Origin of the sequence: Burkholderia sp. MSMB1459WGS (assembly GCF_001534535.1) — a bacterium.
Taxonomy (GTDB): domain Bacteria; phylum Pseudomonadota; class Gammaproteobacteria; order Burkholderiales; family Burkholderiaceae; genus Burkholderia.
The window spans coordinates 259181-282556 of record NZ_LPMU01000008.1; the positions used below are offsets into that span (position 1 = coordinate 259181).

Here is a 23376-nt window from a genome sequence, read left to right on the forward strand (position 1 = left end):
GTGCGTCGATTACATCGCGAACCGGCCCGCGGCGATTGACGGAAATCAGGGATTCCCGCATCAAACGATGAGGTCGAATCCGGCGCTTCCAGCTGTTTCGCTATCGCTCTTTCGGCGCGGGCTCGAGCTGCGAGACGAACGCGACGATGCCCGATACCAGCGTGCCGATCGCGTACGGCAGCACCTGCGCGTCGACCAGCATCGCGTGCACGACGCCCAGTAGCGACGCGAGTGCAATGAACACGCCCAGCGTAGCAAGCGCGGTCCGGTACGAATGGCGAATCATGACGTTCTCCCGTGGGGCGGCCGGTGTTCGTCCGCGTTGCCGCAATCGCGGCGGCTTGCGATTTCGCAAGACACGACGTCATGATCGCGTGCCGGCCTCCGGCGCGGTTGATCTGTATCAACAGGTGAGTCCCGGCTTCGCACGCGCGACCGGGCGATCACGTCATCTGACCGATCGTCTTGCGGAACCGCATCAGCGACAGCAGGAACAGCACGCTCCCGATCGCGGAAAGCGCCGCGAATTGCGGCCACACCGCATCGAGGCCGGCACCCCGGTACAGGATGCGTTGCGCGAGCTCGACGAAATGGGTGGTGGGCGCGGCCAGCATGATGTCCCGCACGGCCGCCGGCATGCTTTCGCGCGGCGTCAATCCGCCTGACAGCAGTTGCAGCGGCAGCAGCACGAGCACGAGCAACATGCCGAACTGCGGCATGCTGCGCACGAGCGTCGCGAGAAAGATCCCCAACGACGTCGTGGCGAACAGATGCAACGCCATCCCGGCCACGAACAGCGGGATGGAGCCGGGAATCGGCACGTGCAGGGCGCCGCCCACGACGCACGTCAGCGACGCGACGGCCGCCACCGTGACGACGAGCCCCATCGACCAGACCTTTGCGAGCATGATTTCCGCGGCGGTCACCGGCATCACGAGCAGATGCTCGATCGTGCCGTGTTCCCGCTCGCGAATCAGCGCGGCGCCGGTGAGGATCATCGACAGCATCGTCACGTTGTTGATCAGTTCCATCAGCGCGCCGAACCAGACTTCGTCGAGATTCGGGTTGAAGCGCATCCGCATCGCGAGATCGACGCCCGGCAACGGCGTGCCGCGATAGCGTCGCACGAATGCGTCGATCTCGCCCGACACGATCTGCTGGATATAGGTGCTGCCAGTGAAGGCTTGCGTCATCCGTGTCGCATCGACGTTGAGCTGGATCGTCGCATGACGGCCGGCAAGCACGTCGCGCTGGAAGTCCGGCGGAATGTCGAGCGAGAACGTGTAGTCGCCGTTGTCGAGGCCGCGATCGGCCGCGCCGGCGTCGACGATCGGGGGCGGCGCGAACTGGGGCGGAAAGAACGCCGCCGCGATCCGTGCCGACAGCGGCGACGCGTCTTCGTCGACGAGCGCGATCGGCACCTTGTGCAGCGTTTCGGGGCGTGCGGTCGCGGCGACGTAGATCGACGCGCTGAACGTATAGACGATGAGCGCGAGCAGGATCGGGTCGCGGGCGAGGCTCCACAGTTCCTTGATCCCGAGCCGGTAAATGGCGAGCAGGCGCGACACGATCAGCGCTCCTGCTTGCGCAGCAGGACGCCGGTCGTCACCATGATGACCGGCACGGCCGCGAGCAGCGGCCAGAACTGGGACGACAGGTCGGCCAGCCCGAGCGCCTTGTTGTAGACGCCTCGGCTGATCGCGAGCATGTAGGTGGCCGGATAGACCGTACCGATCCACCTGCCGCTGCCTTCGAGCGACGACAGCGGCGTAAGCAGGCCGGAGAGCTGCACGACGGGGATCAGCGTGCCGACGATCGTCATGAAGATCGCGGCGATCTGGCTGCGCGTGAACGTCGACGCAAAGAGCCCGATGCCGGTGGCGACGACATTGAAGACCAGCACCGCAGCCGCCAAGGTTGGGAAACTTCCCTTGATCCGCACGCCGAACACGACGTCGGCCAGCACGACCATCAGCAGGAAATTCAGCATGGCCAGCATCACGTACGGCGCCTGCTTGCCGAGCAGGAATTCGGCGCGGGTCACGGGCGTCACGTACAGGTTGACGATCGATCCGAGCTCCCGTTCCCGTACGACGGCCAGCGCCGTCAGCATCGCGGGCAGCATCAGCAGCAGCATCGGCATGATCGCGGGAATCATCGCGGGCAAACTCTTGACGTCCGGGTTGTACCGATAGCGGATCGCGACATCGACGGCCGGGACGAGCGACACGCCGAGCCGGCGCTTCGCCTGATCGCGCAGCCAGTTCTCGTGCATGCCGGCCACATAGCCGCGGATCGTTTCCGCGCGCATCGGCATCGCGCCGTCGACCCACGCGCCGATCTCCACGTGCCGGCCGTGTGCGACGTCGCGGGCGAAACCGGGTGGAATTTCGATCGCCAGCGACAGCTGGCCGTTGCGCATGCGGCGATCGATGTCGCGATCGTCCGCGAGCCGCGCGCGCGGTACGAAGTAGCGGGAACCCGCAAGGTTCTGCGCGTAGTCCTGGCTCAGCATCGACTGATCGCGATCCAGCACGGCGAAGGTCAGGTTGTCGACGTCGAGACTGATGCCGATGCTGATCACGCACATCAGGACGAGCGAACCGAACAGCGCCAGCGTGGCGCGCAACGGGTCGCGTCGCAGTTCCAGCACTTCGCGCCACAGGTAGCTGCCGGCGCGCGCCGGGCTGAACCATGCGGCACGGTGGCCCGCGTTGCCGGCCTCGGGCGACGCGGCAAGCCAGCCGGTGCCCGACGACGTATCCGTCGGGGCGCCGTCCACGCGTTGCGCGTCGCTCAGGTAGCCGATGAACGCGTCCTCAAGCGTGGCCGCGCCGCGCAGGCGAACCAGTTCGTCCGGCGCGGCGCTTGCCAGCACGCGGCCCGCGTGCATCAGCGAGATGCGGTCGCAGCGGGCGGCCTCGTTCATGAAATGCGTCGAAATGAAAATCGTGACGCGATCGTTGCGCGCGAGCTCGATCATCAGTCGCCAGAAGTCGTCACGCGCAACCGGGTCAACGCCCGACGTCGGTTCGTCGAGGATCAGCAGTTCGGGCTTGTGCACCATCGCTACGGCAAGGGACAGCCGCTGCCGCATGCCAAGCGGCAGGCGCTCGGGCAGCGCATCGAGCACCTCGGCGAGCCCGAAGCGCCCGACCATTTCGTCGATCCGCGCGGGAAGGTCCGGTTCCGGTACGCCGAACAGGCGCGCATGCAGCACGAGGTTCTGCCTGACGGTCAGCTCGCCGTACAGCGAGAACCCTTGCGACATGTAACCGACTCGCCGGCGCGTATCGATGTCGTTCGCGGCGACCGGACGGCCGAACAGCGTCGCCGTGCCTTCGGACGCGGCGAGCAGGCCCGTGAGCATCTTCATGGTCGTCGATTTTCCGCAGCCGTTGGAGCCGAGAAACCCGAAGATTTCGCCGCGACGAATCTTCAGGCTCACGTGGTCGACCGCGACGAAATCGCCGAACCGCATCGTTAGCGCGTCGGCCTCAATCGCGTAGCCGTCGGTCTCATCGGGCTGGAACGGCGTCAGCCGGATCGGCTGGTGCCCGTGCCGTCGCGCTTCCGGCAGCAACGCGATGAACGCGGCTTCCAGCGTGTCGCAATGGGTGCGAGCGAGCAGTTCGCCGGGGCTACCCGTCGCCAGCACGCGGCCGGCGTCCATCGCGATCAGCCAGTCGAAACGCCGGGCCTCGTCCATGTACGCGGTGGCGACGAGTACGCTCATTGCCGGACGGGCGATGCGAATACGTTCGATCAGCTCCCAGAACTGAGCTCGCGAGAGCGGGTCCACGCCGGTCGTCGGTTCGTCCAGGATCATCAGGTCGGGATCATGAATCAATGCACAGCACAGACCGAGTTTCTGCTTCATGCCGCCGGACAGTTTGCCGGCAGGGCGGTCGAGAAACGCATGCAGCCCGGTGCTGTGCGTGAGCGCGTCGATCCGGCGGCGTCGCTCGGCCGCATCGTGGCCGAACAGTCGGGCGAAGAACTGCAGGTTTTCCTCGACCGACAGCGTCGCGTACAGGTTCCGACCCAACCCTTGCGGCATATAGGCGATGCGCCGGCATACGCGTGCGCGGTGGCCGCGCGACGACAGGTCGCCGCCGAGGGCCCATACACGGCCCTGCTGGATCGCACGTGCGCCGGACACGAGCGCGAGCAGGCTCGACTTGCCGACGCCGTCCGGTCCGATCAGCCCGACCATGCGGCCGGCCGAGATATCGAGCGTCACGTCGTCGAGCGCGTACGTTGCGCCGTAGCGCAACGAAACGCCCGACAGCCGGGCGACCGCGCCCGATTCAATGGATGCCGACGGACCTTCGCCCGCACCGGCACCGGTATCGACAGGCAACGTCGCGTTCATTGCGGCACCTTGATCGCGAGGCGCGCCGGCCAGCCGGCGTTCGGATCGGTCTTCAGCCACGCGACACCCGGCAGGCCGGTCTTGACCAGCTTCAGGTGGCGCTGCAGCAGATCGCGGTCGATGCGCGCCTTGACCCGGAACATCAGTTTCTGCCGTTCGGTGGCCGTCTCGACCGTCTTCGGCGTGAATTGCGCCGTGCTCGACACGTACGACACGCGTGCCGGAATCACGTATTCCGGCGCCGCATCGAGCACGATCCGCACGTCGGCGCCGAGCGGGACGCGGCCGACGACCGTTTCGGGCAGGAAGAACGTCATGTAGACGTCGGACAGGTCGACGACATTGAGCACCTTGCCGCCTGACGGCAGGACTTCGCCCGATTCGGCAATGCGGTACTGGACCCGCCCGTCGCGCGGCGACGTCAGCTCGCTGTCCGAGATATCGGCCTGTACGCGTGCGACGGTCGCTTGCGCGGCCGTCACCGCCGAGCGCGCGGCGACGAGCTGGGCCCGCGTGGCGTCGATCCCGGCCTGGGCGGCTTCCACCTGAGCGCGCGCGGCGTTCACGGTCGCCCGCAGGCTGCCGGCGCGCGCGCGATCGTCGTCGAGTTCCTGCAGCGACGACGCCCCGTCCCGCGACAGCGTTTCGGAACGCGCCAGCCGGCGCGTGGCCGCGTCGAGTTCGCTTTCGTGCTGCACGACGAGCGCAGCCGCCGCAGCCTTGTCGCTGCGACGCTGGGCCACCTGCGCGTCGATGCTCGCCGCGGTGTTCACTGCCTGTTGTTCCCGGGCCTGCGCCTCGTCGAGCTGCGCCCGAAGGACGACGACGTCCATGCGGGCGAGCGGCTGACCTGCGCTTACGAAATCGCCTTCGTCGACGAGCATGGCGGTGACGCGCCCCGGCAACTTGGTCGCGACGTCGATCTCGGTCGCCTCGATGCGGCCATTGCCGCTGACGAGCCCGGCGTCCGTCTGCGCGTCGCGCCAGCGGGTCCAGCCGTAGTAAATCAGGCCAATCGCGAGCACGGCCGCACCGGCACCGATCAGAAGAGGGCGCATGATGGTCTTCATGGTATGGAACCCGAATCGATGGAAAGGTGGTTCGATGCCGCGGCGGCGCTGTCGGTACCGGGCGTCCCGCCGCCGAGCGCGCCGTACAGCGCGACGCGGCTCGATAACAGCGCGCGACGCGTCATCACCCATTGCTGCTCGGCGTTCATCAGGTCCCGTTGCGCATCGAGAACTTCCAGGAAGCGGGTTGCGCCGCTGTCGTAGCGCAGTTTCGCCAGACGTGCGCGCTCGGCCTGGGACGCGAGCGTCGCCCGTTCGATCGCGACCTGGTCGGCGAGCCAGTAGCGTGCGGCGAGTGCATCGGACACGTCGCGAAACGCGCGCTGCATGGTCTTCTCGTACTGGGCGAGCGCCTCGTCGCGCTGCGCGTGCGCGAGCGCGAGATTCGACCGGTTGCGGCCGCCGTCGAGGAGCGGCAGCGTGACGTTCGGAATCACCGACCACACGCCCGTTCCGGACGACAGCAGGTCGTGCAGCGCGGTGCTTCCCGAACCGATCGCACTCGTCAATGCGATACGCGGGAAAAACGCAGCACGCGCTGCGCCGATGTTCGCGCGCGTGGCCTGCAGTTCGTGCTCGGCCGCGATCACGTCCGGACGCCGCGCGAGCAGCGACGACGGCAGGCCCGGCGCGAGCGACAGCGTCACAGCGCCGTCGTCGAGGGTCAGCGGCGCGTCGGCCAGCGCCGGCGTCGCACCGACGAGCAATGCCAGCGCATCGGCCGCCGATGCCCGCGCCTGTTGCAACTGGACGCCGAGCGACTCGGCCTGCTGCAGCAGGATCTCCGATTGCGTCAGGTCCAGCCGCGAGATCGCGCCGGCCGCGTGACGCAGCCGGAAAATCCGCAGCGATTCGCGCCGCGAGTCGATCGTCGCGCGCGTCAGCGCGATCCGTTCATCGAGCTCGCACAGGGTCAGATAGGCGTCCGCCACGCCGGTAATCACGCTCAGCGTCACCGCTTGCCGCGCTGCATCGCTCGCGAGATAGCGCTGCAGCGCCGACGCTTTCAGGTTGCGCACGCGGCCCCAGAAATCGATCTCCCATTGCGTTTCAGCCAGCTGGACCTCGTATACCTGGCCGATGACCGGCGCTGGCGTCAGGAAGCCACCCGGCGTGCGAAACCGCGCGTAGGCCGCGCCGGCGCCGATCGTCGGCCATTGATCCGCGCTGCGGATACCGTAGACGGCGCGTGCCTGTTCGACACGTGCAACGGCTGCACGCAGATCCCGATTGTTGGCGAGTGCCTGCCCGATCAACGCGCGCAGACGGACGTCGACGAAGTAGTCGTGCCAGGCAGGCGGCGCTTGCGCAATGGAGACGCTGCGGGAAGGATCGGGGAACGCGGCGGGGATCGGCGCGGCGGGACGTTCGTCGGGGGGCGCGAGCGACAGGCATCCCGACAACAGGCCCGCGCCGGCTGCCAGCGCAACGAGACGAATGCACCGCGCGATGGCAGGCAAAAACAGCGGAGGAACCGCGACGGCGCGCATGGGATGCCTCATCGGATACGAGAACGCTGGATGGCGCCCGCTGCATGGCGACGCCGCTTCGGGTTCACTTATATCCGACGATTGCCGCGCGCCCCCTTGATCTGTATCACTGCGTCCGTAATGCGTTTCGAGTGAAGCCTCGCTTGACATGCATACGGCAGATCGCCCAGCCGATGTTCTGTTTATGGGCGGTCGCCCGGCGCGAGATTCAGCAGCACGACGAACGACAGGATGCTCAGGATCAATGTGATGATCGAATACCTGAACACCCGTTCGTCGAACAGCATCCCATGCAGGATGCCGGCCAGCGACGCCAGCGCGATGAACACGCTCAGCGTCGCGAGTGCGATGCGGTACTGCTTTCGGTTCATGACGGTCTCCCGGAAAGCGGTTCGGTCATATCGCTGCGCCATGTGCGCGTTGTCGCCTGGTTTGCAGCCTCTGTCGCCATGATCGAGTCGCGCGCCGGCGGGCCGTTGATCTGCATCAACGGACAAACTGGCCGGTTGCGCGCCTGCTCGCCGTTGCCGCAGGCCTGCGGATGATTGATCCTCGTCAAGCCGCCAGTGCCGCCATGCGCGATGCTGAATCGGGTACGGCACACATCCGGTCGCACGCTTCGCGACCGGCGCACGCCGGGACGGGAGACCGACATGAAGTCCGATGCAACACTCAAGCAGGATGTCGAGCAAGCACTGTTCTGGAATCCGGCGATCGATTCGCGCCGGATCGACGTCGACGTACGCGACCGGATCGTGACGTTACGCGGCACGGTCGACAGCTGGGCCCAGAAGCTCGAGGCCCAGAAAACTGCGCTGCACGTCGCGGATGCGCGCGCGCTGGTGCTCGAACTGAACGTCGAGCCGCCGGAGGATGCCTGCGCCGACCACGAACTGGCGATCGCGATCACGTTCGCGCTTGGCTGGCAGGAGGCATTGCGCGATCACCAAATTCGCGTCGAAGTCGATCACGGCTGCGTGACGCTCGACGGCGAGGTAGATCATGCGTTCCAGAGTCGTGCAGCGAAAAAAATGGTGAGCCGGATGAAGGGCGTCGTCGGTGTCGCGAACCGCATTCGGGTGCGGGCCGACCATACAGTGCCCGACGTCGGCACGCGGATTGCCGAAGCGCTGGCCCGTCGCGCGCAGCGCGAATCCGCCGGGATCTCGATCGATGCGGACGACGGCATCGTCACGCTGACGGGCACGGTCGCGTCGCTGGCGGAAAGGCGTGCCGCGTGCGGCGCGGCGGCGTCGGTCAGGGGCGTGCGCGAGGTCGTCGACCGGTTGACCGTCGCGTGACCGTCGCGCCCGTACCGCCGATTACCACCGAGAAGCAGCCATGAATCGTTCGCATTCCGGCCCCGGCCGCCACTATCTGCGCCGCGACGAGCGGATGCAGCCGCATACGAAGGACAGTTATCGGGATCCGAAACGGCCGTCGGGCGACCGGATCTGCGAAGGATGCGGCGCGGTCTGCGACGCCGGCCGCTGGACCTGGTACGCGACGCCGCTCGACCGGCGTCAGCTCGAATGCCCGGCCTGCAAGCGCATGCGGGAAAACGCGCCGGCGGGCGAACTGGTGCTGCGCGGCGAATACGTGCGCCGGCATCGCTCGGCGATCCTCGAACTGCTCGAGCGGCAAGCCGATCTGGAGATGAGCGAGCACGCGCTCGAACGCATCATGGAGATCGAGCAAACCGGCGACGCGCTCGTGATTCGAACCACCGGCGTGCACGTGGTGAGGCGCATGCGCATCACGGCGCGCTGGCATTCAACTATCGCGACAGCGAGGACGTGCCGCGCGCGAACTGGACCCGTGACGCGGCCTGAGCGGTCGCGGGTCCGGCGCACAGCATCGACGTCATGAAGAAAACATTCGACTACTCCGGGTTGATGATCCCGATCGCGTTCGCGGTCCTGGTCGCCTATCAATTGCTTGCGGCCCAGCCGGCGACGACATCGATTTCGTACAGCGATTTTCATCGGCTGGTCGACGCGCGGCTCGTCGACGAGCTCGAGATCGGTCAGTCGTCGATCTCGAGCGCGCTGCGCATGCCCGAAGCCGGCGCGATGCTGCCGGCTTCCAACGCGGTCGCCGTCAAGAAGGCAGGGCCGCCGTGGCGTTTCACGACGAATCGCGTCGGCGACGATCATCTGGTCGCCGCGCTGACGGCCGCCGGCATCCGCTATCGCGGGATGCCGGATTCGGGCTGAATCGCGATGCTCGCGACGTGGCTGCTGCCGATGATTGTGCTCGTGCTGGTCTGGAACTTCATGATACGGCGGCCGGGCGGGATGCGGGACCTGAGCGGCATGGGCAAGAGCCAGGCCCGCGTGTACGTGCAGCAGGAGACCGGCATCACGTTCGACGACATCGCGGGTATCGACGAGGCGAAGGCCGAGCTGCAGCAGATCGTCGCGTTCCTGCGCAGCCCCGAGCGCTACCAGCGGCTCGGCGGCAAGATTCCGAAGGGCGTGCTGATCGTCGGCGCGCCGGGCACCGGCAAGACGCTGCTTGCGCGTGCCGTCGCCGGCGAGGCGGGCGTGCTGTTCTTCACGATCAGCGGATCGGCGTTCGTCGAGATGTTCGTCGGCGTGGGGGCGGCCCGCGTGCGCGACTTGTTCGAGCAGGCGCAGCAGAAGGCGCCGTGCATCGTGTTCATCGACGAGCTCGATGCGCTCGGCAAGGCGCGCGGCGTCGGACTGATGTCCGGCAACGACGAGCGCGAACAGACGCTCAATCAGTTGCTCGTCGAGATGGACGGCTTTCAGGCGAATTCGGGCGTCATCATCATGGCCGCGACCAACCGGCCGGAAATCCTGGATCCCGCGCTGCTGCGCCCCGGACGATTCGACCGGCACATCGCGATCGACCGGCCGGACCTGGTCGGACGCAAGCAGATTCTGACCGTCCACACGAAACGCGTGAAGCTTGCGCCGGAAGTCGACCTCGCGGAGCTGGCCCAACGCACGCCGGGCTTCGTCGGTGCCGATCTCGCGAACGTCGTCAACGAAGCCGCGCTGCATGCGGCGGAACTCGGCAAGCCAGCGATCGCGATGGCCGATTTCGACGAGGCGATCGATCGCGCGTTGACGGGCATGGAACGCAAGAGCCGCGTGATGAACGAGCAGGAAAAACGGACCATCGCTTACCACGAAGCGGGGCACGCGCTCGTTGCGCAGAGCCGTACGCACTGCGATCCGGTGAAGAAGGTGTCGATCATCCCGCGCGGGATCGCGGCGCTCGGCTATACGCAGCAGGTGCCGACCGAGGATCGCTACGTGTTGCGCAGGAGCGAACTGCTCGACCGGCTCGACGTCTTGCTCGGTGGGCGGGTGGCGGAAGAACTCGCGTTCGGCGACGTATCCACCGGCGCGCAGAACGATCTCGAACGCGCGACCGCGCTCGCGCGGCACATGGTCATGCAGTACGGAATGAGCGAGCGGATCGGACTGGTGACGCTCGACGATGCGGTATCGCAGGGCGGCGTGCCGGCCGTGTGGACACCGGGCGACGGCCATTGCAGCGAGCACACCGCACAACTGATCGACGAAGAGGTGCGCGCGCTGCTCGACGATGCGCACGCGCGGGTCGCGGCGACGCTCGGCGAGCAGCGCGATGCGCTGGAGCGGATCGCGCGCAGCTTGCTGCAACACGAATCGATCGATCACGACAGGCTGACGGCGCTCATCGCGCGGCCCGACGATATCGGCGACGCGCGCCGGCCCACGCAGGCCGACACGGAAACGACCACGGACGCCTCTGTCTGAACGAACGATTGCCGGGTCGCGCGGAGCGTCGGCTGCTGGCTTCCGTGCGTCGTTCAACAGCCGATGCAAACCGGGTGCTCGCGCCGCGCCTGCGCCGCATCGGCGGTCACGACCGAGGCGAGCCGGGGATCGGGCCGGAACACCGTGATTCCCTTGAGCCCGCCACGCCATGCCTGGAAGAACAGTGCGTCGACGTCCGCGGTGCGCACCAGGCGACGCTGCGTCCAGCCGAGCGCTGGCTCGATCTCGTTCGAACAGTTGTCGCAGAACGCGAGACTCACGCTGCCGGCCGGCGCGAACGACAGCAGATGGCTGTTGCGCAGCCCGTGCCGCGCGATCGCGTGGTGCACCTTCAGCGGCAACAGCGTGCGGTGCGCGGGGCCGGTCAGATAGGCGGCGGCATCGTACGCGGGAAACACGCCGCGCTCGGCGGCAAGCGCGGCAGAGGCGGCGAACGCATGCTCGCGCATCGTCAGCACGATTCCGCGTGCGAACGCGCGCGCTTGCGCGCTGTCGTAGCGCAACTGCAGCATCGGCAGCGCGTCGCCCAGGCCCGTCACGCCGACCCCGATGCGGCGCGTGCGCCGCGCTTCGTGCTCGTGCGCGGCGAGTGGCCACGCGGTCAGGTCGAGCACGTCGTCGAGCATGCGCACCTGGATGCCCACCGCGTCGGCGAGCCCCGGGAAATCGAAGCGCGGCTTGCCGTCGACGCCGAACGGGTGATGCACGAACCGCGACAGGTCGATCGGCCCGAGTGCGCAACTGCCGTACGGCGGCAGCGGCTGCTCGCCGCACGGGTTCGTCGCGTCGATCCGCTCGTGTTCGCGCAGCGGATTCGCGTCGCGGATCGTGTCGAGGAACAGCAGCCCCGGCTCGGCGCTGTCGCGCGCCGCGCCGACGATTTCGTGCCAGAGCGTACGCGCCGGAATCGTCGCATACAGGTACTGGCCGTCCGGCCGCCGGATCGGGGCGCCGGCCCCGGAACGGGGCCGCGCGTGATGCACGAGCGCCCAGGGCAAGTCCTGCCGGACCGCCTCCATGAACGCATCGGTGACGCCGACCGACAGGTTGAACGTCGGCCAGCGCGATCGCCCGCGCTTGGATGCGACGAAGGCCGCGAGATCCGGATGATCGCAGCGCAACACGCCCATTTGCGCACCCCGGCGCGGGCCGGTGAACGACAGCGCCCGGCACATCGCATCGAAGCGGTCGATCGCAATGCATGCGCCTCGTTCGGACGACACGCGCCGTTCGTACGCGCCGGCAGGCGGCACCGGCGAGAAGTCGTAGCCGATTCCGCCGCCCATCAATAGCGTGCGCCATGCGTCACTGAGCGCACGAGCAAGCGCTGCGTCGACGGCCGGCCACCGCGCGCCCGGCGGAATCTCGAGCGGATGGACGAAGCAGTTGACCATCGTCCCGCCGGTATCCGCGCCGGCGTTCGCGAGGATGCGGCCCGCGCCGAGCGCGCCGCGCTGCAGGTTCCGGAAGAACGCACGCTCCGCCTGCGCGCGGAGATCGGCCGGCTCGGCGAGCGACAGTGCATGCGCGACGCGATGGAAGACGGCCGTGCGAGAGGTTTCGCCGGGCTGCGCATAGCGTTCGGTAAACACGGTGGTGCAAAGCGGCTGCTCGTCCATGGCGGGGCTCGGCAACGATGAATGACTCACTGTAGGAGTCCGCCCGGATGCGTCGTTGATCGAGCGCAAGCGGGCGCCTTCGCGACATGGCTTGACCGCGGTCAACGTGATGGCCGGCAGCGAACGTAATGTGGAGCCACGACCGGCACGCACCGGTTGCCGGGTATCGCCGCGCCGGCGTCCGCCGTGCAAGCCGGCGGGCGTCCCAGCCATCGACCGAGAGCCACCCACCATGATCGACATCGTGACCGTCACATTGAATCCCGCCGTCGATGTTGCTACGTCGGTCGAGCACATCGTCGATACGCACAAGCTGCGTTGCGCGCGGCCGCGGCGCGACCCCGGCGGGGGCGGAATCAACGTCGCCCGGACCGTTCACCGGCTTGGCGGCGATTGCGTCGCGCTGTACCTGGCCGGCGGGCCGACCGGCGCCGTCCTGACGCGGCTGCTCGAAGCCGAGCGTCTGCCGAGCGAGCGCATCCGGATCGCCGGCGAGACCCGCGAGAATGTGTGCGTGACCGAGACCGCGACCGGGCGCGAATACCGCTTCCTGATGCCGGGGCCGCTGGTCACGGCGGCGGAGTGGCGCGCGTGCGCGGCGCGCATCGACGCGATGCAACCGGCGCCGCGCTATCTCGTGTTGAGCGGCAGCCTGCCGCCCGGCGCGCCCGACGATCTCTACGCGACGCTTGCGCGGACGGCGAAGGCAAGGGGCAGCCGCGTGGTTGTGGACGCTGCGGGCCGGGCGCTGCAGGCGGCCCTCGAGGGCGGTGTCCATCTCGTCAAGCCTAGTATTGGCGAACTGAGCGCGCTGGCCGGCGAACCGCTCGACGACACGTCGGCATGCCAGAAAGCGAGCGAACTTGTGGCGCGCGGCCAGGCCGACATCGTCGCGCTGACGCTCGGCGCGCGTGGCGCATGGGTCGTCACGCGCGATCGCACGCTGCGCCTGCCCGGCAGGCCCGCAGCGGTATGCAGCACGGTCGGCGCGGGCGACAGTTTCGTCGGCGGCATGGTGTGGGCGCTGGCGCGCGGCATGCCGTTCGACGATGCGTGCCGTTACGCGTTGGCGGCGTCGGCCGCTTCGGTCGAACGTCCGGGGACGGCGCTGTGCTCGCGCGACGACGTCGAGCGGATTCATGCCGAACTGGTTGCGCAGGCAAGCTGACGGGCGGGCGCCCCGACGCGGACACAATCTCGCCGGTGCGCGATCAGATCGTTGATCTGGGTCAGCGGCATGCGCGGCGCGATCGCAAAAAATGGGGAACCCGTTCCACGAGATCCGCCATGGTCTATCGACTGATCGCCTGCCTGCTCCTGCTGTCGTGCATGCGACCGGTTGCGTCCGCCGACGTCGCGACGGTCGTTTCTCCACCGCAGCGCGTGCTGATCCTGGTCTACCATCGGTTCGCCGCCGCGCGGCTCGATTCGATGACGGTGCGCATCGACACGTTCCGCAATCAGTTGCAGGCGATCGACGCGAACGGCTATCGCATCGTGCCACTCGCCGACGTCGTACGCTGGCATGACGGCCAACGCCATGCCGTGCCGGCGCGGGCGGTCGCGATCACGGTCGATGACGGTCACCGCTCAGTCTACGAGGTGCTGCGCCCGCTGCTGGCCGCGCATCCGGTGCCGGTCACGCTGTTCATCTATCCGTCGGCCATCTCCAACGCCAGCTACGCGATGACGTGGGACCAGTTGCTTGCGCTCGGGCGGGCTGGGTTCGACATCGAGTCCCACACGGTCTGGCATCCGAATTTTCGCGTCGAGCGTGCCCGGCTCGCACCGGACGACTACCGGCGTTTCGTGTCGTTCCAGTTGAGCCGGTCGCGCGCGCGGCTCGAGGCCGAAACCGGCCGTCCGGTCCGGCTGCTGGCCTGGCCGTTCGGCGTCCATGATGCGCTGACCGACCAGCTGGCCGCTCGCGAAGGCTACGTCGCGGCGTTCACCCTCGATGCACGCCCCGTTCGTATCACCGACTCGGCAATGGCGCTGCCACGCTATCTGATGACCGACGCCTGCGACACACGATGCATGAACGGATTGCTGAGAACCGTCGGGGGGAACCCGTGATCGAACGTCTGATCGTCTGTCTGCTCGTGTCGCTCGCGGGATTCGCCGCCCGGGCGGCGCCCGTCACGATCACCGTCGTCGATGCGACGAACGGGCGCGCGCTGGCAGGCGCGATCGGCCACGCGCCGGGCGCGAACTGGACCGCGGATCGCGAGGGATCGTTTTCGCTGGAGATCGACGCCGCCGGAACGCGCCTGAGCGTGCGTGCGCCAGGCTACGCGCGAATCGAAGTCACGCTGGCTCCCGCCGCGGCCGCGTACACGATCCGCATGACGCCGGTGCGTCCGAAGGCGGTCTACCTGTCCGCCTACGGCGTCGCAGACCGCACGCTGCGCGACGCGGCGCTGTCCCTCCAGGACCAGACGGCGATCAATGCGCTCGTCATCGACGTGAAGGGCGACAGCGGCGTGACGCCTTATCGCAGCAAGGCGCGCGAAATCTCCGGCGCCGCGAGCCATGTCGCCGGTGCGATCGTGCATCAGCCCGATTTGCCGGACCTGCTGCGGACGTTTCATGCACGCGGCCTCTACTTGATCGCGCGAATCGTCGTGTTCAAGGACGATCCGCTCGCGCGCGCTCACCCCGAGTGGGCCGTGCGCGACGCGGCCGGCGAGATCTGGCAGGACCGCGAGCATCAGCGCTGGATCGACCCGACGTCGCGCGCGGCGTGGCAACACAATTACGATGTCGCCGAAGAAGCCGCCCGCATGGGTTTCGACGAGATTCAGTTCGACTACCTGCGGTTTCCCGACGCCAACGGCCTGCGATTCGCCGAGCCCAATACCGAGGCCAACCGGGTCACCGCGATCGCCGGATTCCTCACCGGCGCGCGCGAGCGACTGCAGCCGTACAACCTCTACACGTCTGCCGACATCTTCGGCTACGTCTGCTGGAACACCGACGACACCGCGATCGGACAGCGGCTCGATGCGCTCGGGCCGGCCCTGGACTATGTGTCGCCGATGCTGTACCCGTCCGGCTTTACGTGGGGCCTGCCCGGTTGCCGGAAACCGACCGAGCATCCGGGCGAGATCGTTGCGCGGTCACTGGCTGAGGCGAAGCGCCGGACCGGCCTGGACGGTGTCCGGTTCAGGCCGTGGCTCCAGGCTTTTCGCGACTATGCATTCGATCGCCGGCCGTTCGATGCCGACGAGATTCGCGCACAGGTCGACGCGGCCGACGCCGCAGGCACGGATGGCTGGATGCTGTGGAATCCTCGCAATCGCTACGATCCCGCCATGTTGCCGCACTGACCGGCAGGTTTGGAGAACGTAGCGATCGACAGCACGAAGGCACTCCGGCCGATGCTAGGCCGGATACCCGAGCGGGCATTCGCGCCCGGCCGCCGCCGGATGCCACCGTGCAACCAGGACGCACGTGACCAGCATGACGACGACCGCAACGCCGTGCACCGGATTGCGCAGGCACGACGCGACCTGATCGCTGCGCCCGACACCGAACAGGCACCACAGGCAGAAGTGTTCGCAGTTGTTCGTGAGAAGCCGGTGGCGGCATTCGCCGAGGCGCGACGCCGCGCGGCGCGCGGCCTCTGTTCCGTCGTACGGCGCGCGCGCGTGGCGGATCACCGCGAGCTCGAAACCGGCGCGAAAGCCGTCGAGGGTCACGACCTCGACCGCGCCGCCGCTCAGGTGGCGCGACCATCCGGCGTAGTGGATCACGTTGCCGTCGCCGACATAAATCCCATGATGCAGATAGCCATGGCGGCGGGTCACAAGGTGGGCACCGACCGGCGGTTCGCCGTCCGGTATGGCGTCGTCGGCGTGCACTGCGGTCGGATGTCTCATCGCCAGCTCCTCGGCCCCGGCGGCGGCGGGCGAAAACCCCGCATCGGCCGCGAAACACGTTGCGTCCTGTCACGTCTCCAGTATCGACAGTGACGCCGCGCGGGACAATCAGCGTGGCCTGAGCTTGCTGTCCGATGTCGAGCCACCGTGTCGGAAATTTCCGACGGGCCATGCAATAACGGTTGACAGACGTTACGGACGATTGCGCCGGACGGATGCCGTGCCCTCGTGTTGCCAGGCTTGCGGCCCGCTCGGGAAGACGGGCGCGACGACTGCATCGCGGCGCCCGCTGCGGTGTCGGTCTGCTTCGACAGGCGCGCCCTTGACATGAGTCAACGGGAAATCGGCGTTCCGCGCGACGCTGGCATTGTCGTCGATACGCCTGCGACGTCGCCGCACGCGCCACGTTCCGCGACCGGACAGGCCGCATCGCGACCATGCAGGGCCAACCAGGAGAGTGAAGATGAGGACCGGAACCGTGAAGGCGCTGCTGCTGGCAGCCTGCCTGCTGAACGTCGGCGTGAACGCGCTGGCCGAAACGTCGACCGAACCGGTCGTGCGCAACGGTGTCGCGTACATCACCGGCGGAATCGGCCAGGACGAGGTCACCGCGTTTCGCGATGTCGCGCCTCGATACAACCTGCGGATCACCTTCGCATCGAATGCCGGCCAGTACCTTGCCGACATCGATGTGACGCTGTCGTCCGGCAAGTCGAAGCTCCTCGACGTACACACGAGCGGACCGTTCCTGTTCGCGCGGGTGCCGCCGGGACGATATACCGTGTCCGCGCACGACAGGGCCGTGCAGGAGGTGCGGCGCGTCGTCGTTCCGGCGAGTGGCGCCGTCGACGTACGCTTTTACTGGCACGACCCCGATCGGCGCGGAACGATGCGTCTGTGCATGGCGTGCCCGGCCTCGCAGCCGCAAGCTGACCGCTAGCCGCACCGTGCCCACCGCACGTCGACGGCGGCTTTTGCACCGGCGGCAGGCCGGCCGAAACGCGACGTGCGCCTGTTGTCCGGCCCGGCCGCGCGCAGCGGCGCGGATGCGACCACGAAGCTTGAGCGGTCAGAACTGCTGGTCGTAGTTGAGACGGACGTGCTCCGGATGGGCGAGACCGTCTCCCGTGATCGTGAGATCGATGTGATATACGCCTTTCCAACGTGCGTCGAACACGTTCCCGTAGGTGACCGCATTGCCGTCCGGCGTCGGGTCGAGCTGCATTCGCGTCGGCTTCGAATGGAAGGAACTGGCTTCGCTTCGGGGGCCCTGAACAACGGCGGCGACGCGAGCATGTTCAATGCGATTTCCGTTCGACTTGTCGAACAACGCGACCGTGAGCAGGTACAGGCTTACATTGTTCGATGCGTCGCCGGCATGGCCGCCCGGCGTGGCGGCGCGACTCGCCGGAACCACCCCGTAATGGATGACCAGCGTGGGTGTCGTCACGCTGCGCGTCAGATCGTTCGCGCAGGCGGTCGATACCTCGCCGGCGAGCAATGCTAGCCCGGCTAGCAGCACAGGAAAAATTCGCGATCGCATCGAAGCCTCCTCGGCGGTGGTTCTACCGCGTCGACAATGCGCGCGCAGAGCGACCCGGTATCGTGCTTCCATGCTGACGTGGAGCGAGAACGCGGGCTTGACGCAGATCATGCCGCCGCCAGAGGTGCGACGTCGCGTCATTCGGCGAATGCGCCGGTTCCGCTCCGGCGACCTGCCGTGTCATTCCGCGCCGCGCGAAGGATGGCCGCGTCGGAACGTCAACCGGCGCTCTTCGACGAGCGCGCGCCAGTCCAGCTTCATCAACGCGAAGACGACGCCGAGCAACACCAGTTGCGTGACGACGAAGTATCCGCCGAGGTAAGTGCCTTCGAGTTCGGACTCCACGTCCAGCCGGGTCGACGCAAAGCGGCCGAGGTACGCCCAGATCGCATAGGTCGTCGCGCGGCCGACGAAGAACGCCGCCGCGATGATCCTGAGTGGCAACCCGGACAGCCCGTATGCGATGAACAGATAGTTCGACGGAAGCGGACTCAACGCATAGAAGAAGAACGCACCGGCGGTCAGTGTCCGGTGCTTTCGCAGCCAGCGCGTGGCGACCTCGATGTTCGCCCGATCCGATTCGCGCATCCAGCGGGAGCGTACGAGCGATCTTGCGAAGGTCGCCAGAATGACGCGGCCGGTCGTCGCCGCGCCGGCCGCCACGACGGCGAAGACCCACGGATTGCCGTCAGGCAGGTTGAACCCGACCCACGACATGGCCATCCACGTGGGCGGTGCGAACGCCGGTATGAGATTCAGCAGGAGAATCAGCAGAAAGAGTACTGCCAGCGTCAGCACGATATCGACTCCAGGCGCTCCGGTGTCACGCTTCGATTGTGCTGACGAAAGGCGTCGACCGCTTGACTCACGTCAAGCAACGGGCCGCGCCAGTCGGTCGCGTCACGCGCATCGCGCTGACTCAGGTCAACCGTCGCAACGCGGCGTTGCCTAGACTGATGCCACGCCGTCCGCAACCGGTACCGGATGCGGCGAATCCCGCCTCGTACGGCGATCGGAAGAATGGTCATGCCCCGAATCCCTTGGTCGATCGATCTCGCGTTGCTGGTTCTGGCGGCCGTTACGCTCGCCGCAGGGGGCATGTGCGCGGCGTTCGGCGCGCCTTCGCTCGCGCGATTCGCGTGGCTGCTGGGTACGGTGCCGGTCTTGCTCGCGTTGACGGTATCGCTGGCAATGGCGGCGGCGAAACGGCAGGCCGGCATCGACGTGCTCGCATGGCTGGCGATCGGCCTGGCGATCATGCTCGACGAGACGCTGACTGCCGCGGTCATCGGGTTGATGCTGGCTAGCGGCCGGATGCTGGAGCGATATGCGCAAGACCGCGCGCAACGCGAGATGACCGCGCTGCTCGGCCGCGCGCCGCGCCAAGCGACGCGGTTCGAGAACGGTGAGTGGCGTTCCGTTGCACCGGCAACCATCGTTCAGGGAGACCGACTGCTTGTGCGAAGCGGCGAATGCGCGCCGGTCGACGGCACGTTGACCGGCGACGCGGAGCTGGACGAATCGATGCTGACGGGCGAGTCGTCCATCCAGCGGCGACGTTCCGGAGAAAACGCATGCAGCGGCGTGGTCAATGCCGGCGCGCCATTTGAAATGGTCGCCCGCACGACGGCGGCCGACAGCACGTTTGCAGGCATCGTCCGCATGGTCGAGCGCGCACGGCACGAGCGCGGTCCGTCCGTGCGTCTTGCAGATCGCTACGCCGCATTCTTCGTGCTCGCGTCGCTGCTCGTCGCCGGTACCGCGTGGCTGCTGACCGGCGATGTCGCACGTGCGCTTTCCGTGCTCGTCGTCGCCACGCCTTGTCCGCTGATCCTCGCCGTGCCGGTCGCGATTGTCTCGGGCCTGTCGCGTTGTTCGAAACGGGGCATCCTGGTCAAAGGCGGAGGCGTGCTCGAACGGCTTGCGCAGGCGACGATTCTCTTCTTCGACAAGACCGGAACGCTGACGGGCGGGCGCGCACGCATCGTCGCGATCGAATGCGGCGCCAGCGTCGGAAGGGGCGACGTGCTGCGCTTCGCGGCGTCGTTGGCGCAGGCATCGGGCCATGTCGTCTCGGATGCGCTGACGGTCGCGGCGCGAGAACGCGGGATCCGCCTATCGCCACCGTCGGCCGTCATGGAGACGGCCGGCGAGGGCGTGACCGGCAGGGTCGACGGCCGTGTCGTCGCGATCGGCAAGTTCGGGTACGTCCGCGCCGGCGCGACGGTTGCCCCCTGGTGCGAAGCCTTCCTGAAGCGGGTAGGCAACGCGGGCGGGGCTGCCGTGTTCGTCGGCATCGATGGCGCCATGGTTGGCGCGATCCAGATGGCCGACCAGGTGCGGCTGGAAACGCCGCGGGCGTTGCGGCTGCTCAAGCACGAGGGCGTCGAGCGTCTCGTCATGCTGACCGGCGACCGGCTCGACATTGCCCAGGCCGTTGGCGAACTGCTGGGCGTCACCGACGTGCGCGCCGAACAGACGCCCGCGGACAAGCTTGCGGCCGTCCAGGCGGCGCGCACGGAGGGCGTGACGATCATGGTCGGCGACGGCGTGAACGACGCGCCGGCGCTGGCGGCAGCCGACGTCGGCGTCGCGATGGGCGCGCGGGGAGCGGCCGCGTCATCCGAAGCAGCCGACGTGGTACTGCTGGTGGATCGGCTGGATCGACTCGTGGATGCGATGCGCATCGCCCGTCGATCGCGCCGGATCGCGCTCGAGAGCGTGTTGATCGGCATGTCGCTATCGGTCGTCGCGATGACGATCGCCGCGGCAGGATTCCTGCCGCCGATTGCCGGCGCGGTGATCCAGGAAGCCGTCGACGTCGTCGTGATCGTCAATGCGCTGCGCGTGTTGCTGGTGCGGCCGCCGGAAGCCCGGCTGGCCGATGTCGACGTCGAGCAACTCAGGCGCGAGCATGCGGCATTGTCACCGTTGCTGGACCGCCTCAGGGATCTCGCGGACCGCTTGCCGCAACTGTCCGGAGTCACCGCCGCCAGCGAGCTTGCCGATGCCGTCGACTCGCTGGACCAACGGCTGCTGCCGCACGAGCGCGCCGACGATCTGGAGGTTTACGTGCGGCTTGCACCGCTGCTCGGCGGCGAGGATCCGCTCGCGGCGATGAGCGGCGCACACCGGGAGATCTTCCGGATGGTCCGGTCGCTCAGGGAGATGGTCTCGGACCTGCCGCGCGACGGATCGAACCCCTTGCAGGTTCAGGCGATACAGCGCCTGCTGTACGGGCTGGAGGCGATCGTCCGGCTGCACTGCGCCCAGGAGGAGGAACTGTTCCACGCCGTGGGAGCGGATGCATGACGACACGTCGAAACGCATCATTCATGCGCGCGGCGGGTTCACGAGCAGAACCGGCGTCTTCGTGATGCGCGCCACGCGTGCGGCCACGCTGCCGACGAGCCAGCCCGTGACGCCGCGTCGCCCATGGGTGCCCATCACGATCATGTCCGCGTTCCATTCGACGGCATGGCGCACGATCAGATGAGCGACGTCGGCGCCGGCCCAATCCGTCTGAATGAGTTGCGACTGTACTTGCACGGCCCTGTCGCCGAGCAGAGCCGTGGCCTCCTTCAATGCACGATTGCCTTCGCCGATCAATGCGTTATCCAGCGTCTCGACGGGGACGAAATCACCCAGCGAGACGGGGCGATCGAGCACGCATATCGTACGGAATTCCGTATCCGGTCGCGACCACTTCAACCCCGTTCCCAATGCGTTGAGCGCAATCGTGCTTCCATCGACGGCGAACAGCATCCGCCGCGGCAGATGCTCGGCAACCGACGCGAAGCCCTCCGGAACGATGAGCAGCGGGCAGCCAACGAACTTGCCGAGCGGGCCTGAAACCGTTCCTTCTACCCAGCGGAGCAAGCCGTGATGCTGACGTGCACCAACGATCAGGAGATCGGCCCGCCAGGCTCGCGCGCTGTCGGCCAGCGCATGCACGACATCCCCTCCACGAGTAGCCAGGTCGAAGGTCTCCGTGTCGACGGCGAGGTCGTCGCGCTTCATGACGGATTGGGCGCGCGATAGCGCGTCGGATGCATCCCCGAGCAACTCGTCGCGCGCCGATTCGAGAAATGCCATGGTCTTCGATCCGAGCGGGACGAGCGTTCGCGGGTTTTCCGCGACGCTGACGATATGTACCTCCGTGTTTGCCGGAAGGAACGCCTTGGCATACGCGAGCGCATGCGCGGATGCGCTCGAACCGTCCACGGCGATCAGCACGCGTCGCGGAGCGGGGACGGCCTGGGCGGGTGAAGGGCAGGTGCTCATGAATGTCTCCCGATGGCGACCGACGGTCTTGTACACGGCATTTTTCGCACGGTGTGCTGCCACGGGGTTGACCTCCGTCAAGCACCTTCGTCGTGGGTGTCCGGGGCGACGGGGCCTCGTCGGTGACCGAAGGCCGACCGTACCGGCGCGCTATTTGTCAGACCTGACGGGATCGACTGCTAACGCGCTGCTCAAGCCCGCGCCCGCGCTCAATTCCGGTCGCCGGGCGGAATCCTCGGCCGGGCGACGCGCGTCGGCAACGGCAGAATGCGCGGCAACACGTTCTCCGACTTGAACAGCCGGTGCGCCACCGCACCAAGCACGTGCAAGCCCACCAGCGCGGCCAGCCCATATGCCGTCAGTGCGTGCAGCTCGCCCAGCCAGTGCGACAGTTCGCGGCTCTCGGGCACTAGCGTCGGCAGCGAGAAGAGTCCGAAGCAGCTGGCGGCGTGCCCGGCCGCATTTGTCTTCATCCACCCGAGCACGGGAATGGCGAGCATCAACACGTAGAGCAGCGCGTGGACGCAGCGTTCCCCAAGCCGATTCAGCGTGCCGACCGGATTGACCGACGGCGGGAGCCGGCGTCGCATGCGCAGCCGATTCGCAACGCGAATCGCCACGAGTACGAGAATGGCGACGCCGATCGACTTGTGCAGGCCGACGAGGTCTTCGTTGTCGTCCAGCAGCAAGCCGACGATCAGGTTGCCGATCAACGCGGCGGCCAGCAGCCAGTGCAGCACACTGATCGACAGTGGGTAACGGGTAACAGTTTTCATGACGGGAATGCCTGTTCTGTGTCGCAAGCGTGTCCGGCCCGGGTTAGCCGAGCAGGTCGTGATAGTGTTTTTTCGAACCGTTGATTCGCCGCAACGCCTGCTTCGCGCCCGGCAGATCATTGGCTTCGATGGCACGGTCGACGGCGGTCAGTTCATCGTGCAGCACGCGCATGCCTTCGTCGTAGGTCGGCTGATCGTTGCGATAGCGCTGGCGGCTCGCCCGTTGCACATCGCTTTCGAGCCGGATCGCGTAGCTTTTCATTTCCGGAATCGTCCGGCTGCCCAACGCACCCTGCAGCGCGTGCTTCATGTCAGTCATCAGCGTCTTGATTTCGCCTGCGCGGGCCGGTGCGGCCGCCACGGAAAGCAGTACGCCCAGCGTTACGCAGAAACGGAGTCGAAACGGTAGTCTGTTCATGGTCGTCAGTCGATTGCACGTGTCGGTGATCGCGACCTTAGGGCACCGACGTTAACGGATTCTTAAGGGCTGGATTTTTCAGCGCGCCGCTTGATGCCCGCCCGTGCGCGCGGTTATCGTGCGGCA

20 protein-coding genes and 1 pseudogene are annotated in these 23376 nt (G+C 67.3%); 8 read left to right on the plus strand and 13 right to left on the minus strand.

Annotated elements, in window-relative coordinates; all coding sequences use genetic code 11:
• Window positions 1–100 precede the first annotated feature (100 nt).
• The 6 genes from WT97_RS04610 to WT97_RS04635 form a co-directional block, all read right to left on the minus strand.
• Entirely contained in the window at window positions 101–286 is a 186-nt protein-coding gene (locus tag WT97_RS04610; protein ID WP_060352994.1) for a DUF2964 family protein, read from the minus strand.
• 157 nt (window positions 287–443) lie between these two features.
• Window positions 444–1568: an ABC transporter permease gene (locus WT97_RS04615; RefSeq protein WP_082751333.1), complete on the minus strand. Its 1125-nt coding sequence runs from the start codon at window positions 1566–1568 to the stop codon at window positions 444–446.
• A gap of 2 nt (window positions 1569–1570) precedes the next feature.
• Entirely contained in the window at window positions 1571–4375 is a 2805-nt protein-coding gene (rbbA, locus tag WT97_RS04620) for a ribosome-associated ATPase/putative transporter RbbA (protein WP_060352995.1), read from the minus strand.
• Window positions 4372–5445: an HlyD family secretion protein gene (locus WT97_RS04625; RefSeq protein ID WP_060352996.1), complete on the minus strand. Its 1074-nt coding sequence runs from the start codon at window positions 5443–5445 to the stop codon at window positions 4372–4374. The genes rbbA and WT97_RS04625 overlap by 4 nt, the downstream gene beginning before the upstream one ends.
• Entirely contained in the window at window positions 5442–6935 is a 1494-nt protein-coding gene (locus WT97_RS04630; protein ID WP_060352997.1) for an efflux transporter outer membrane subunit, read from the minus strand. Before WT97_RS04630 ends, WT97_RS04625 begins: the two co-directional genes overlap by 4 nt.
• A 182-nt stretch (window positions 6936–7117) precedes the next feature.
• A complete protein-coding gene (locus WT97_RS04635; protein WP_060352998.1) occupies window positions 7118–7306 on the minus strand; it encodes a DUF2964 family protein in 189 nt (62 codons plus the stop codon).
• A gap of 282 nt (window positions 7307–7588) precedes the next feature.
• On the opposite strand from WT97_RS04635, the gene WT97_RS04640 reads away from it, so the two are divergent.
• From WT97_RS04640 to ftsH, 3 genes and pseudogenes are all read left to right on the plus strand, one after another.
• Window positions 7589–8236, plus strand: coding sequence for a BON domain-containing protein (locus WT97_RS04640; RefSeq protein ID WP_060352999.1), 648 nt, complete (start codon window positions 7589–7591; stop codon window positions 8234–8236).
• Between the two features lie 40 nt (window positions 8237–8276).
• Entirely contained in the window at window positions 8277–8804 is a 528-nt protein-coding gene (locus WT97_RS04645) for a BCAM0308 family protein (RefSeq protein ID WP_373558472.1), read from the plus strand.
• Window positions 8801–10708 (plus strand): annotated as a pseudogene (gene ftsH, locus WT97_RS04650) (ATP-dependent zinc metalloprotease FtsH). The gene WT97_RS04645 and the pseudogene ftsH overlap by 4 nt, the downstream one beginning before the upstream one ends.
• A 53-nt stretch (window positions 10709–10761) precedes the next feature.
• On the opposite strand, the gene WT97_RS04655 reads toward ftsH, so the two are convergent.
• Window positions 10762–12348 (minus strand): ribonucleotide reductase-like protein, encoded by a 1587-nt coding sequence (locus WT97_RS04655; RefSeq protein ID WP_060353000.1) that lies wholly within the window; start codon window positions 12346–12348, stop codon window positions 10762–10764.
• A 232-nt stretch (window positions 12349–12580) separates the two neighbouring features.
• Here WT97_RS04655 and WT97_RS04660 point away from each other — a divergent pair, with 232 nt between their 5' ends.
• The 3 genes from WT97_RS04660 to WT97_RS04670 all read left to right on the plus strand — a co-directional run bounded on the left by WT97_RS04660 (window position 12581) and on the right by WT97_RS04670 (window position 15677).
• Complete coding sequence (locus WT97_RS04660; RefSeq protein ID WP_060353001.1) at window positions 12581–13516, plus strand: 1-phosphofructokinase family hexose kinase; 936 nt, start codon at window positions 12581–12583, stop codon at window positions 13514–13516.
• A gap of 119 nt (window positions 13517–13635) precedes the next feature.
• The gene (locus WT97_RS04665; protein ID WP_060353002.1) at window positions 13636–14424 is read left to right on the plus strand and encodes a polysaccharide deacetylase family protein; all 789 of its coding nucleotides are present in this window, start codon (window positions 13636–13638) and stop codon (window positions 14422–14424) included.
• Window positions 14421–15677: a putative glycoside hydrolase gene (locus WT97_RS04670; RefSeq protein WP_060353003.1), complete on the plus strand. Its 1257-nt coding sequence runs from the start codon at window positions 14421–14423 to the stop codon at window positions 15675–15677. The genes WT97_RS04665 and WT97_RS04670 overlap by 4 nt, the downstream gene beginning before the upstream one ends.
• A 54-nt stretch (window positions 15678–15731) precedes the next feature.
• Here the strand turns inward: WT97_RS04670 and WT97_RS04675 are convergent, their stop codons facing one another.
• Window positions 15732–16229: a lecithin retinol acyltransferase family protein gene (locus WT97_RS04675; RefSeq protein ID WP_060353004.1), complete on the minus strand. Its 498-nt coding sequence runs from the start codon at window positions 16227–16229 to the stop codon at window positions 15732–15734.
• 463 nt (window positions 16230–16692) lie between these two features.
• Here WT97_RS04675 and WT97_RS04680 point away from each other — a divergent pair, with 463 nt between their 5' ends.
• Window positions 16693–17169, plus strand: coding sequence for a hypothetical protein (locus tag WT97_RS04680; protein WP_060353005.1), 477 nt, complete (start codon window positions 16693–16695; stop codon window positions 17167–17169).
• A gap of 129 nt (window positions 17170–17298) precedes the next feature.
• Here the strand turns inward: WT97_RS04680 and WT97_RS04685 are convergent, their stop codons facing one another.
• The gene (locus tag WT97_RS04685) at window positions 17299–17883 is read right to left on the minus strand and encodes a hypothetical protein (protein ID WP_257128456.1); all 585 of its coding nucleotides are present in this window, start codon (window positions 17881–17883) and stop codon (window positions 17299–17301) included.
• Between the two features lie 69 nt (window positions 17884–17952).
• Complete coding sequence (locus WT97_RS04690) at window positions 17953–18570, minus strand: VTT domain-containing protein (protein ID WP_058902635.1); 618 nt, start codon at window positions 18568–18570, stop codon at window positions 17953–17955.
• 228 nt (window positions 18571–18798) lie between these two features.
• On the opposite strand from WT97_RS04690, the gene WT97_RS04700 reads away from it, so the two are divergent.
• The gene (locus WT97_RS04700; RefSeq protein ID WP_060353078.1) at window positions 18799–21084 is read left to right on the plus strand and encodes a heavy metal translocating P-type ATPase; all 2286 of its coding nucleotides are present in this window, start codon (window positions 18799–18801) and stop codon (window positions 21082–21084) included.
• A gap of 21 nt (window positions 21085–21105) precedes the next feature.
• Here the strand turns inward: WT97_RS04700 and WT97_RS04705 are convergent, their stop codons facing one another.
• From WT97_RS04705 to WT97_RS04715, 3 genes are all read right to left on the minus strand, one after another.
• On the minus strand, window positions 21106–22056 hold the full coding sequence (locus WT97_RS04705) for a universal stress protein (protein ID WP_060353008.1): 951 nt from the start codon (window positions 22054–22056) through the stop codon (window positions 21106–21108).
• A 209-nt stretch (window positions 22057–22265) separates the two neighbouring features.
• Complete coding sequence (locus tag WT97_RS04710; protein ID WP_060353009.1) at window positions 22266–22832, minus strand: cytochrome b; 567 nt, start codon at window positions 22830–22832, stop codon at window positions 22266–22268.
• Window positions 22833–22875: 43 nt separating this feature from the next.
• On the minus strand, window positions 22876–23250 hold the full coding sequence (locus WT97_RS04715) for a cytochrome b562 (protein WP_060353010.1): 375 nt from the start codon (window positions 23248–23250) through the stop codon (window positions 22876–22878).
• Between the last annotated feature and the right edge of the window lie 126 nt (window positions 23251–23376).

Excerpts from the sequence above, each read along its gene's own strand:
- WT97_RS04660 (WP_060353001.1), top strand. The coding sequence starts at position 12,581 with ATGATCGACATCGTGACCGTCACATTGAATCCCGCCGTCGATGTTGCT.
- WT97_RS04640 (WP_060352999.1), top strand. The coding sequence starts at position 7,589 with ATGAAGTCCGATGCAACACTCAAGCAGGATGTCGAGCAAGCACTGTTC.
- WT97_RS04715 (WP_060353010.1), bottom strand. The coding sequence starts at position 23,250 with ATGAACAGACTACCGTTTCGACTCCGTTTCTGCGTAACGCTGGGCGTA.
- WT97_RS04655 (WP_060353000.1), bottom strand. The coding sequence starts at position 12,348 with ATGGACGAGCAGCCGCTTTGCACCACCGTGTTTACCGAACGCTATGCG.
- WT97_RS04625 (WP_060352996.1), bottom strand. The coding sequence starts at position 5,445 with ATGAAGACCATCATGCGCCCTCTTCTGATCGGTGCCGGTGCGGCCGTG.
- WT97_RS04610 (WP_060352994.1), bottom strand. The coding sequence starts at position 286 with ATGATTCGCCATTCGTACCGGACCGCGCTTGCTACGCTGGGCGTGTTC.
- WT97_RS04665 (WP_060353002.1), top strand. The coding sequence starts at position 13,636 with ATGGTCTATCGACTGATCGCCTGCCTGCTCCTGCTGTCGTGCATGCGA.
- WT97_RS04630 (WP_060352997.1), bottom strand. The coding sequence starts at position 6,935 with ATGCGCGCCGTCGCGGTTCCTCCGCTGTTTTTGCCTGCCATCGCGCGG.
- WT97_RS04645 (WP_373558472.1), top strand. The coding sequence starts at position 8,277 with ATGAATCGTTCGCATTCCGGCCCCGGCCGCCACTATCTGCGCCGCGAC.
- WT97_RS04685 (WP_257128456.1), bottom strand. The coding sequence starts at position 17,883 with ATGATCTGCGTCAAGCCCGCGTTCTCGCTCCACGTCAGCATGGAAGCA.
- WT97_RS04680 (WP_060353005.1), top strand. The coding sequence starts at position 16,693 with ATGAGGACCGGAACCGTGAAGGCGCTGCTGCTGGCAGCCTGCCTGCTG.
- WT97_RS04705 (WP_060353008.1), bottom strand. The coding sequence starts at position 22,056 with ATGAGCACCTGCCCTTCACCCGCCCAGGCCGTCCCCGCTCCGCGACGC.
- WT97_RS04675 (WP_060353004.1), bottom strand. The coding sequence starts at position 16,229 with ATGAGACATCCGACCGCAGTGCACGCCGACGACGCCATACCGGACGGC.
- WT97_RS04635 (WP_060352998.1), bottom strand. The coding sequence starts at position 7,306 with ATGAACCGAAAGCAGTACCGCATCGCACTCGCGACGCTGAGCGTGTTC.
- WT97_RS04710 (WP_060353009.1), bottom strand. The coding sequence starts at position 22,832 with ATGAAAACTGTTACCCGTTACCCACTGTCGATCAGTGTGCTGCACTGG.
- rbbA (WP_060352995.1), bottom strand. The coding sequence starts at position 4,375 with ATGAACGCGACGTTGCCTGTCGATACCGGTGCCGGTGCGGGCGAAGGT.
- WT97_RS04700 (WP_060353078.1), top strand. The coding sequence starts at position 18,799 with ATGCCCCGAATCCCTTGGTCGATCGATCTCGCGTTGCTGGTTCTGGCG.